The sequence below is a fragment of the Blautia sp. OF03-13 genome, assembly GCF_003460685.1.
In the GTDB taxonomy this organism is placed as follows: Bacteria; Bacillota; Clostridia; order Lachnospirales; family Lachnospiraceae; genus Fusicatenibacter; species Fusicatenibacter saccharivorans.
The window spans coordinates 182,068-193,745 of record NZ_QTVR01000003.1 but is presented as its reverse complement, the minus strand read 5'-3'; the positions used below and the strand labels follow the sequence as shown (position 1 = coordinate 193,745).

Below are 11,678 nucleotides of genomic sequence, written 5' to 3'. Positions count from 1 at the left end.
AAGTATGTCTGAAATGAAAGTCTTTTTTAATTTCTGTTAATAACTTTGTAATATTTCGACGTTTTTCCTGCAAAAACTGGCATGATTTTTCTACTTTCTCCATCCAACAGGGTACTTATTTTTCAAGGTTCCATTGACCAGTTTGCCCCATCCAAGGCCGAATCCATCGACGCAGACCAGCTTCCAGCCCGACGGCGATGCGGTCTCTCCCGGCTCTACGGAAATTGTCTCACCGTGGAGATATTTTTCGGTACGCTCGTCATCTGCCTTTAAATTCATGTAATCTTTGAACTTGTCCGCGGAGAGTGTCACGGCAAACGGCTGTGACGGCTCGAAACGGTCTTTTTTCAGTTCACCGAGATACAGACCGTTCCGCAGGAAATGAAGATTCCGCACGCCATCCGGCAGGGACGGGGAATGGTATACTTTTCCGGCACGGACTTCCAGTTCCTCCACCGGGATCGGTGCTGTCATCCGGGACAGGAAATCGGAAAGGATCTGTTTTTCTGCTTTCGACGGACCCGGTGCTTCCGTTCCGCGGTCTTTTTTCCGGTTTTTCTGTTTTTTGTTTTTCTTTTCGATCGGTTTTTCTTCTGTCTCATAAGGAATGGCTTCGCCTTTTTTGCGGAACAGGGCAAGGTAATGGCCCTCGCCGTTCATTTTATGCGGCCAGATGCGCACGGTCTTTTCGATCTCCGGATCGCCGTTTCCCCAGACTGGATTGCCTTTTGAAAAACCTTCGTAGCCTTCCATCTCGATCAGTTCCATTTCCGGGAAGTTTTCCAGAAGGAAAGAAACGGTTCCCTCGTCCTCCTGCGGGGCGAAGGTACACGTCGAATACATCATGAGGCCGCCCGGACGCAGCATTTTGACAGCATTCGAGGTGATCTCGCGCTGCAGATCCGCAAAGAAATCCGGCCGCTCCGGGGTCCAGGTGCCGATGACTGCCTCGTCTTTCCGGAACATGCCCTCGCCGGAGCACGGTGCATCCACGAGGATTTTATCGAAGAAGCCCGGGAAGACGTCTGCAAGGCCTGCCGGTGTCTCATTGGTGACAAGCACGTTTTCACTTCCGAACAGCTCCAGATTGCGCAGCAGTGCTTTGGCGCGGGCGTTGCTGATGTCATTGGCGACGAGAAGGCCGGTTCCTTTCAGGCGCGCATTCAGCTCGGTTGCCTTGCCGCCCGGTGCGGCGCAGAGATCGAGCACACGCTCACCCGGTTCGATTGGGAGGCGGGACGCCGGGGTCATGGCGCTTGGCTCCTGCAGATAGAAGACGCCTGCCGCATACAGTGGAGACTGCCCCATGCGCATGCCGTCCGGCACGAAATAGCCGTTTGGAATCCACGGAATTTTCTTCCACGTTCCCGGAACAAGCGGCGGGAAATCTTCGGTCCGGCATTTTTTTGTATTCACACGCAGCCCGGCTGTGCGGGGTGCGTCGTAGGAAGTTAAAAATGCATCAAATTCATCGCCCAGCATGTCCTGCATGCGGGTCAGAAATTCCTGTGGTAACTGCGCCATGTATTGTCTCTCCTTTTTATTTTGCTTTGTTGTGCATCGGTCCCTTTTCGTGAACTGGTGATGCTTTTTCTGTCTTTGTTTCTTTTGTTTTGCATCTGTTTCATAATTTCTCACAGAAAAAGAGACAGCTTTTTCGATTTTTCAATCTTTTTGCTGTCTCTTTTTTGCATAGCGGAGAAGAAGGGATTTGAACCCTTGCGCCGTTTCCGACCTACTGGTGTTCGAAGCCAGACCCTTCAGCCTCTTGGGTACTTCTCCGTATTTTGTCAAATACATCATATATTATAGTGCTTTTTTCGGGATTCGTCAATGATTTTTTCGATGGTTTCCGATGGAAATACGGGGATTGTATTTTTTACGGAAATATTCGAAAGTGCAACTTACTCAAACAAATAATCTTCCTCAGGCAGCATCCCATCCCGATGCTGCCTCTTCTTTTATTCTTTCCCTTCTTCCGCCCTCTTCCTCTCTTCTTTTTTCTTCTTTTTCACCACCCGCAGTCTCCTGAAAAACGCACTCAGCATCTCCGAGCACTCTTCTTTCAGCACGCCGCGCTCGACCTTCACCTGATGGTTAAACTCGTGCATTTCCAGCATATTTAAGATCGATCCCGCGCAGCCCGCCTTCGGGTTCATGCTGCCGATGACGACTTCGCTGACTCTCGCCTGTACGATCGCACCGGCGCACATCTGGCACGGTTCCAGGGTGACATACAACGTACAGCCCTCCAGCCGCCAGTCGCCGAGCTTTTTGCTGGCTTTCCGGATCGCATTCAGTTCCGCGTGGGACAGCGTATTTTTATCCGTATTTCTGCGGTTATACCCCCGCGCAATCACCTTTCCCTCGTACACAATCACACAGCCGATCGGCACTTCCATCAGCTTTTCTGCTTTCTTCGCCTGCGTAATCGCCTGGCGCATGAAGCGTTCCCGTTCTTTCCGGTGCGCTTTTTCCTCCGGCGTTTCCAGCTTTGTTTCTTCTTCCATTGTGCACTTCCTTTCTTCTCTGCGTATATTTTCTGTCCTTCCCGCATATCGTGAACTGTAGCGCAGTATCTTTTTCTACTCTTTTTACTTCTATGCAGGAGGTTTTTATGTCTGATTACCGGCGTTTCATTGCCTATCTATACGAATACCCGAACAACCGCAAGGGCGGATGCTGCGGCTTTGTCCGCGTGGAGTCGCAGAACGGTTTCTGCCGCATGGACTTCCAGATCAAATCGCCGTCGCTTCCGCCGGAGACCTCGGTCACGGTCTACGGTTTTATCCGCCGGTCAGGGCGGATGTACGGCATTCCGCTCGGAAATCTCCTTGCGGGGCGCTCTTCTACGAGTGGAAAACTCTTCACGCACTCCGATGCCATTGGGCAGACGGATGTCACGCTCGACGAGCTTGGCGGTCTGATCCTGCTCTGCCGCCAGACCGGCGTCATCGCCACCCAGTGGGACGATCTTCCGATTCAGCCGGAGTTTTTCGCTCCCACGCTCCCGCAGGAGCCCAAAACCTCCGCAGACAATGGTGCCAGACCGACCGAAGAGAAAACTGCCGAAACACCCGAACCTCTGGATCCCGCCGTACCTGCGCAGTCCCTGCCATCATCAGACGCTTCAAAAGCACAGTTCGATGAACTTTCCACAGAATTCAGCAGCAATTCCGAACCTTATCCACAAAATTCCAGCCCGGAATCCACCGTCTCCACAGAATCCACATCAACTGACACGGTAAACACCGTTCCTGCAGACCGGATCACGCAATCATCCGCCAACACACTCCATCCCGCATCCGCGGAATCTGTGAAAACCGCAGAAAGCTATCCCTCTGCCAACCCGGAACCGCCGCAGCCCATCCCGGATTCTGCCGCCCAGCCGCTACATATGACTTCTGCCGATTTTCCCGCCGCAGCAGCCGTGCCGCCGTCCCGCGCTGCTCTCTATCTCCAGCTTCAGGACCAGTTCCCGGAGTTCCACCCGTTCCCAGATGATGATCTGACCGACTGCCTGCGCCTCTCACTCGACGATCTTCCACAGCTCCGCGCCGCCGGTCTTTCGGTGGATGCGAACCGCTTCGTCCTCCATGCTCCTCGTCCTATCGCCATCTGCTCCTCGCCCGGAACCGCGACCAGCAGGAACTCTGGTATTTCGGTGTCCCCGGCGTCTACACGCCGAATGAGCAGTTCATGGCAAGCCTCTTCGGCTTTTTCCACTTCAGGCAGGCGATGCGCCCCTCCGAGCTCGCGCCCGATGCCCGCTTCGGCTACTGGTACCGCACGCTTTAAAGCGTTTTTTAATCCACGCCGCGGATCTCCACCGTCTCAATCTTTCCGCGCAGAATCTCGCAGAACCGCTCGAGCTGCTCCCTCGCATACCCCGAGAACCTCGGATCAATCACATAATCCGATTCCCGGTAATTCTGCAGGAAGTACCGTTTTGCCCCGGAAAGCCACTTTCCGATCGCTTCGATCTCTTCCCTTCCATGCAGCTCTTTGCAGAGCGTTGTCCGGAACTCATAGTCCACCACGCCGCTCTTTAAAAACTCGACCGACTCATTGATCCGCATCACATCGATCTTTTTCACGCCCGCCGTCTCGCCGTACCGGGACGGCGCGTTTTTGATGTCCATGGCGACGTAATCGATTTTCTTCTCTTCCACCAGCTTTTTCAAAATCTCCGGCCGGTATCCATTCGTATCGAGCTTCACAAGATATCCCAGTTCCTTAATTTTCGTCACGAACCGCTCCAGATCCGGATCCAGCGTCGGCTCACCGCCCGTCACGCAGACGCCGTCCAGCACGCCGCACCGCTTTTCGAGCACTGCAAAAATCTCCTCCTCCGGAATCACCGGCTCCCATTCGGGATGCTGCACGAGATTTCCGTTCTGGCAGAACGGGCAGCGGAAATTACATCCGCCCGAAAACAATGTGCACGCCACCTTGCCCGGGTAATCCAGCAGCGTCAGCTTTTGAAATCCATGTATGACCATATGCTATCCTCTCTGACCGCAGGACTCCGAACTTTCGTCCGCCCTGCAACAGAAAAAGCGGAACCATAATGTCCGCTTTTTCCATTTATCTTCTATTGGTAATTATTTGCCGTAACGCTCTGCCTGGGAACGGATCAGGTCCAGATCATCAAAATAGTTGATTTTCATGGCTGCTTTGACATCCGCCAGTGTCTGAGCGGCAACTTTTTCTGCCTCTTCGCTGCCTTTTTTCAGCATCTCGTAGATCGCCGGAATGTCTTTTTCCAGCTCTTTTCTGCGGTTGCGGATCGGCTCTAAGGTCTCCTGCAGTACATTGTTCAGGAACTTCTTCACTTTGACATCGCCAAGGCCGCCTCTCTGGTAATGTGCTTTCAGCTCGTCGAGATTTGCGTAATCCGGCAGATAGCGCTCGAAGTGCTCCGGCTGGCAGAATGCATCGAGATAGGTAAATACGGTATTTCCCTCGATCTTGCCCGGGTCGGTGATCTTGATGTGATCCGGGTCGGTGTACATGCTCATGACTTTTTTCTTGATCTCATCCGGCTCCTCGGACAGGTAAATGCAGTTTCCGAGCGATTTGCTCATCTTCGCTTTTCCATCGATACCCGGCAGACGTCTGCAGGAATCATTCTCCGGCAGCATAATCTTCGGCTGCACAAGTGCCTCGCCATAAACCGTATTGAATTTGTGGACGATCTCCTGTGTCTGCTCGATCATCGGCATCTGATCCTCTCCAACCGGAACGGTCGTTGCCTTGAATGCAGTGATATCGGCTGCCTGGCTGATCGGGTAGGTGAAGAATCCAACCGGGATGCTCGCCTCAAAGTTTCTCATCTGGATCTCCGATTTTACGGTTGGGTTTCTCTGCAGTCTGGAAACCGTAACGAGATTCATATAATAGAAAGAAAGCTCGCACAGTTCCGGAATCTGAGACTGAATAAAGATGGTGCTCTTTTCCGGATCAAGTCCGCAGGAAAGGTAATCCAGTGCTACCTCCAGAATGTTCTGGCGCACCTTCTCCGGGTTGTCCGCATTGTCGGTCAGCGCCTGTGCGTCTGCAATCATGATGTAAATTTTATCGAATTCACCGGAGTTCTGCAGCTCTACGCGGCGGCGCAGTGAACCAACGTAATGTCCTACATGCAGCTTGCCGGTCGGTCTGTCACCGGTCAGTATAATTTTTCCCATTTTTCTTCCTGCCTTCCTGATACGTAATCTTCGCAGTCCGCTTCTGTATGAAAAATTTCATGAAAATTCTCATAACCGCGGACCTTCTACATACCCTCTATAATACCGTCTTTTTACAAACACTGTCAATGGTCTTTTCCTGTAAAATCCCTCAAAATATCTATTATGAGACAAATCGTTCAACAGCCACGTACAGCCTTCCCTTTTTTGTCTGATTCTGCACGCCAACATAGCGGAATTTTCCCATATGGCGCACGGTCACGAGATCGTCCTCTTTTAATGACGCGCTCGGCGACGTCACCAGTTTTCCATTAATAAACACCTGGCCGCCCTCGATCAGCGGCACCATTTTGCTCCGCGAACTGCTGAACGCCAGCGACAGCACCGCATCGAGCCGCACGGAAGCGACGGAGCCTTCTTTCCGCTCGGTTTTCGGCTCCGTCAGCTCCTCCGGCAGTCCCGCCTCGACTTCACAGTACACGCTCGTATGGCGCACTTTTTTCAGCTCCGCACAGATGTAGTCCGCCATATCCGCCATACAGATCAGATACGCCTGGTTTCCATCGATCAGAATGTCTCCCAGCTTATACCGCTCCACGCCGAGATTCATCAGTGATCCTAAGAAATCACGGTGTGACAGCGCATCCGCAAATTTTTCATTCAGCGGGCTGATGCGCACGACTGCGATCGGAAGCATCGACGCATCACCGTCCTCTGCATAGGATGGCAGAAACAGCGCCGCTTTCCGCTCTGCCGACTCGTATCCGCCGGACAGCACGTAACGCACGCCCGGGATTTTATTTACCGTACGGTAGAACAGATCCTGCTCCGCCAGCGTCAGAAACTCCGTATGTGACGGAACATCCCTGTGATAACACTGCTCTGCCAGATCCTGAATCCGTCCGACCAGCACTTCTTCCTCATTCATGGTAATCCCCCTTTGATACACCGCGGGCTGCCCCTGTTTTCTTTCGGGCAGCCCACGTATCACACTTTATTTATCCAGCAGCATCGACAGCCCGATCCGCTTCTTCGCCAGATCAAGGCTGATGACCTTCACTTCCACGATATCGCCGACGCTCACAGCCTCCAGCGGATGCTTGATGAAGCGTTTCGTCATCTGGGAAATGTGGACGAGTCCGTCCTGATGCACGCCGATATCGACGAATGCACCGAAGTCAATGACGTTACGCACGGTTCCCTTTAAGATCATGCCGACCTTCAGGTCCTTCATATCGAGCACGTCGGTGCGCAGGATCGGGCGCGGCATCTCGTCACGCGGGTCACGGCCAGGCTTCTGCAGCTCTTTGATGATATCGCGCAGCGTAATCTCGCCGACACCGATCTCCTCTGCCATCTTTTTGTAATCTTTGATGAAGAACGCCGTCGGTCCATCGCTGATCTGCTCTGTCTTCATATTTAACTTTGCAAACAGCTTCTCGACTGCCTCGTAGCTCTCCGGATGAACGCTTGTGCCGTCCAGCGGATTTTTGCCGCCGGTGATGCGCATAAAGCCCGCGCACTGCTCAAACGCCTTCGGTCCGAGTTTTGCCACTTTCAGGAGCTCTTTTCTGCTCTCGAAACGGCCGTTCTCCTCGCGGTATGCCACGATGTTTTTTGCTATCACCTTGCTGACACCGGAAATGTATTCCAGCAGCGACGCAGATGCCGTGTTCAGATCGACACCGACTTTATTCACGCAGTCCTCAACGACACCGCCGAGCGCCTCGCCGAGCTTCTTCTGGTTCATATCGTGCTGATACTGGCCCACACCGATGGATTTCGGATCGATTTTGACAAGCTCTGCCAGCGGATCCTGCACGCGGCGTGCGATGGAAGCGGCGCTTCGCTGTCCGACATCAAAGTTCGGGAATTCCTCGGTTGCCAGCTTGCTTGCGGAGTAAACGGACGCTCCCGCCTCGTTGGTGATCACATACGCAACCTTCTCCGGGATCTCTTTTAAGATCTCGACGATGATCTGCTCGGACTCACGGCTTGCAGTTCCGTTTCCGACAGAAATCAGGGTGACGCCGTATTTGTGGATCAGATCTTTTACGGTCGCTTTTGCTGCTGCAATCTTCTTCTCGTTCGTCGGCGCGGTCGGATAAACCACGGTGGTGTCGAGCACTTTTCCGGTCGCATCGACAACGGCCAGCTTGCATCCCGTACGAAACGCCGGGTCCCATCCAAGGACAACCTGGCCTGCAATCGGCGGCTGCATCAGAAGCTGCTCAAGATTCTTTCCAAAGACCTTGATCGCACCGTCCTCTGCCTTTTCGGTGAGCTGGTTTCTGACCTCACGCTCGATGGCCGGAGCGATCAGACGGTTGTAGGCATCCTCGATGGTCGCCTGCAGAACCGGCTTTGTCTGCGGATTCTCTTTGGTGATGATTTTTTTCTCGAGATAACGCAGGATTTCTTCCGTCGGCGCCTCAATTTTGACGTTCAGGAATTTTTCTTTCTCACCGCGGTTCAGTGCCAGCACACGGTGTCCGGCAATTTTCGATACCGGCTCGGAAAACTCATAGTAATTCTCGTAAACGGACTCTGCTTTCTCATCCTTTGCTGTCGAGACGATCAGGCCCTTCGCCTCGGTTCTGCGGCGGATCTCCATACGGTAATCGGCCTCATCGGAAATGCTCTCGGCGATGATGTCGCAGGCACCAGCAATGGCGTCTTTTGCCGTTTTGACTTCCTTTTCTTCTGAAACAAAAACCTCTGCCTCTTTTTCGAGCGGCTCTTTTGTCATCTGCAGAAGAATGATATTCGCCAGCGGCTCCAGTCCTTTTTCTTTTGCGATCGTCGCACGCGTCCGGCGTTTCGGGCGGTACGGGCGATATAAATCCTCTACAACCACGAGAGTTGCGGCCTCTTCGATGGATTTTTTCAGTTCTGCGGTCAGCTTGCCCTGCTCCTCGATGCTCGCCAGGACAACGGCCTTGCGGTCATTTAAACTGCGCAGGTACATCAGACGGTCATACAGATTTCGCAGTACCTCATCGTTTAAGGAACCCGTTGCTTCTTTTCGATATCGTGAAATAAAAGGGATCGTGTTTCCCTCGTCAATCAGTTTCACTGCAGCTTCTACCTGCCACGGTTTCACGTTCAGCTCGGCTGCCAATACCTGATTCATATCCATAGGTAAATTCCTCCTGTTGTCTCTTCCAAAACACGCTGTTCCTTCTCTGTTTTTCCCGCATAAAAAGCGGGACCCTTGGCGGAACAGCCACTCTATTACCTTATCAATAGGTCTTGTTTTTGTCAACCTTACATGATAAAATCTTTACTATAGCTTTTTTGACAGACTGCGTGTGAAACCGCGCTTTTTTGCAGAAGAAAGGACATTTTATGACACCAGAAAATTACGATCCAAACACCAATGAGTCCGGAGATTCCTATCAGTCCTCCCATCCGTACGGCGTGCCTGAGGGCCAGCGTCCCGGACCGTATCAGCATTACCAGCAGCAGCCTCCCGTACAGCCGCCGCGCAGGACGGGTTCGCAGGCCCTTGCGGCCGCTTCGATGGTCATGGCGATCTGCTCCTTTTTGTTCATGCTCAACATGGGTTCCCTGTTTTTCGGCTCGCTCGGCGTGATCTTCGCCCTTTTAAGCCGCGGCGCAGGACGCATGAGCGGCACGGCAAAAGCCGGTCTGGCGGGCTGTACCATCGGCATAATTGTCGGTATCTGCATGTATGCTTTCCTGCTTTTCAACATGGTCAGCGGCGGCAGCACCAACCTGCTTGAGCGGTATTACAATCAGTACATGCAGGAATACCAGATGACACCGGATAACGGAACAACCACCGACGGAAATACCATCTAGGTACCAGAAAGGATTTTTCATGAACGGACAAAAACAGAAATTTTCAGAACTGAAAAAGCAGGCCCGTGAGGCCATGGCAGGCCGATGCGGCACGCTGGTGGGCGCAACCGCGATCAACCTGTTTCTCACCTTCTCCTGCTCCCTCATCCCGACGCTGATTTTTTCAGGCACAACGCTGTACGATATCATTTTCCTGAATCTGACGCTGTTCCTGTTTTCCCTGCTCCTCAGCCTCTTTCAGGCGGGCTACTTAAAGATCTGCCTCTCAACGCTGCGCGGGGAACCGATTTCCGTCGGTGATATGCTCTACGCTTTCTATCACCACCCGGACCAGTACGTGCTGATGTTCCTTATCATCAACGGCATCAGCTCCGTGATCGCCCTGATTTCCAGCATTCCGGGCTTCCAGTATCTTTCCTCCCCGAGTGCGGATCTGACGCTTGGAACAGCACTTTCCATCGAAGCCGAGCTTTCTTCTCTGATGAACGTTTACGTTTACAAGCTGATCGGCTCTCTCGTTTCCACGCTGGTGCTGGTTCCGTTTTCCCTTTCCACCTTTGTGATGAACGACGCTCCCGGTATCGGCCCGATCCAGGCGATCCGTCAGAGCTTTGCGATGATGAAGAAGAACTTTTTCCGCTACATTCTGCTTCTCTTAAGTTTCTTAGGGCTTGAGATTCTCGCATCCTGTTCCTGTGCCATCGGCTTTTTGTGGGTAATGCCCTATATGCAGATCACGATGGCTGCGTTCTATCAGGAACGGAAAGATGTCCTGTATCCGGCATCGGAACCGGTGGGATATGATACGGATTCCTTTGGATCCGGCACAGATCTTTAAAAATAAATTTTAAGATAACTAAAAAGACGTTTCACACCCCTTGCTTTACGGCTGTGAAACGTCTTTTTAGTTATGTCTATTTCGAGATCTTAAATTCTCGCGCGGATTCTGCTCTGGATTCCGTCGAGTTTCTCTGCTTTTTCTCTGTACTCCTGCTCTGTGATTTCGCCTGTGATGAATGCGAACTCCTCGGACAGACTTGGAACTGCTACGATTTCTACTTTTCCGAACAGCTCCTCGATCTCATTCTGGCGCTCTGCGGCGTGGCCGGATACGCGGACGAAGAAGCGGCTCTTTACATCATCGATCTGCAGCAGGTCCAGTTTTTCCTCACTCCAGCTCATCATGATGTTTCTGCCTTTGTTCTTTGCGCAGTCTACGACATCGGCTACAACGGCACTTGCGGTCGGAAGCTTTCCTGCTCCGCTTCCGTAGAACATGGCATCACCCAGTACATTTCCGTGGATGAAGATGGCGTTGAAGACACCGTTTACGCTGTACAGCGGGTTTTTCGCGTCAATCATCACCGGGCTTACCATGGCGTAATACTGATTACCCACCTTGCGGCTTGTTGCGAGCAGTTTGATTGCGGTTCCCATCGAGGTCGCATATTTGATATCCTCTGCGGTGATCTTTGTGATTCCCTCGGTGTAAACCTCTTCGTAATTGACTTCTTTTCCATAGGCAAGAGAAGAAAGAATCGCAATTTTACGGCAGGCATCGTAGCCTTCTACGTCTGCTTCCGGGTTGCGCTCTGCGTAGCCAAGGCGCTGTGCCTCTTTTAACACATCGGCAAAATCGGAACCGTCGCTTGCCATTTTGCTTAAGATGTAGTTTGTCGTACCGTTTAAGATACCCGTTACTTCATCGATCTCATCTGCAGTCAGGGAGGAGTTTAACGGACGGATGATCGGGATACCGCCGCCGCAGCTTGCCTCAAACAGATAGTTTGCGCCGTGCTCTTTTGCAATTGCAAGAAGCTCGGTACCGTGTCTTGCCACCAGCTCTTTGTTGGATGTGCAGACGCTCTTTCCAGCCTCCAGCGCACGTTTTGTGAAGGTGTAAGCCGGCTCAACGCCGCCCATGACCTCGACAACAATATCAACCTCCGGATCGTTTGCGATCACTTCGTAATCATGTACCAGCACTTTTTCCACTGGATCTCCCGGGAAATCTCTTAAATCCAGAACGTATTTGATATTAATCTCGTTCTCTGCTCTCTTGTTGATGCTGTCATGGTTCGTGTTGATGACTTCTACCACGCCGGAACCAACGGTGCCATATCCTAATACTGCAATCTGAATCATCTCTTTTGTCCCTCTCTT

Annotated in this window: 10 protein-coding genes and 1 tRNA gene; 2 read left to right on the top strand and 9 right to left on the bottom strand. The window is 52.3% G+C overall.

Annotated features, from left to right (window positions below; all coding sequences use genetic code 11):
* Positions 1-90: 90 nt before the first annotated feature.
* The 8 genes from DXA55_RS03520 to DXA55_RS03485 form a co-directional block, all read right to left on the bottom strand.
* Positions 91-1,524, bottom strand: a complete 1,434-nt coding sequence (locus DXA55_RS03520) for an RsmF rRNA methyltransferase first C-terminal domain-containing protein (RefSeq protein WP_117509592.1) — start codon at positions 1,522-1,524, stop codon at positions 91-93.
* Positions 1,525-1,696: 172 nt separating this feature from the next.
* Positions 1,697-1,782 (bottom strand) — tRNA-Ser (locus tag DXA55_RS03515).
* A 179-nt stretch (positions 1,783-1,961) separates the two neighbouring features.
* Positions 1,962-2,510, bottom strand: a complete 549-nt coding sequence (gene tadA / locus DXA55_RS03510; protein ID WP_117509593.1) for a tRNA adenosine(34) deaminase TadA — start codon at positions 2,508-2,510, stop codon at positions 1,962-1,964.
* 759 nt (positions 2,511-3,269) lie between these two features.
* A complete protein-coding gene (locus DXA55_RS03505; protein WP_147341989.1) occupies positions 3,270-3,548 on the bottom strand; it encodes a hypothetical protein in 279 nt (92 codons plus the stop codon).
* Between the two features lie 258 nt (positions 3,549-3,806).
* Positions 3,807-4,502, bottom strand: coding sequence for an anaerobic ribonucleoside-triphosphate reductase activating protein (locus DXA55_RS03500; RefSeq protein ID WP_117813038.1), 696 nt, complete (start codon positions 4,500-4,502; stop codon positions 3,807-3,809).
* 102 nt (positions 4,503-4,604) lie between these two features.
* Positions 4,605-5,690, bottom strand: a complete 1,086-nt coding sequence (gene trpS, locus DXA55_RS03495; RefSeq protein ID WP_022461312.1) for a tryptophan--tRNA ligase — start codon at positions 5,688-5,690, stop codon at positions 4,605-4,607.
* 163 nt (positions 5,691-5,853) lie between these two features.
* Positions 5,854-6,618: a YlmH family RNA-binding protein gene (locus DXA55_RS03490; protein WP_117813037.1), complete on the bottom strand. Its 765-nt coding sequence runs from the start codon at positions 6,616-6,618 to the stop codon at positions 5,854-5,856.
* Positions 6,619-6,684: 66 nt separating this feature from the next.
* Positions 6,685-8,829: a Tex family protein gene (locus DXA55_RS03485; protein WP_117813036.1), complete on the bottom strand. Its 2,145-nt coding sequence runs from the start codon at positions 8,827-8,829 to the stop codon at positions 6,685-6,687.
* A gap of 209 nt (positions 8,830-9,038) precedes the next feature.
* Between DXA55_RS03485 and DXA55_RS03480 the strand changes: the two genes are divergently transcribed.
* Both DXA55_RS03480 and DXA55_RS03475 read left to right on the top strand, forming a co-directional pair.
* Entirely contained in the window at positions 9,039-9,515 is a 477-nt protein-coding gene (locus DXA55_RS03480) for a DUF4190 domain-containing protein (protein ID WP_022461315.1), read from the top strand.
* Positions 9,516-9,534: 19 nt separating this feature from the next.
* Positions 9,535-10,353 (top strand): DUF975 family protein, encoded by an 819-nt coding sequence (locus DXA55_RS03475; protein WP_117813035.1) that lies wholly within the window; start codon positions 9,535-9,537, stop codon positions 10,351-10,353.
* Between the two features lie 89 nt (positions 10,354-10,442).
* On the opposite strand, the gene DXA55_RS03470 is transcribed toward DXA55_RS03475, so the two are convergent.
* Entirely contained in the window at positions 10,443-11,660 is a 1,218-nt protein-coding gene (locus DXA55_RS03470; protein ID WP_117813034.1) for a homoserine dehydrogenase, read from the bottom strand.
* Positions 11,661-11,678 lie beyond the last annotated feature (18 nt).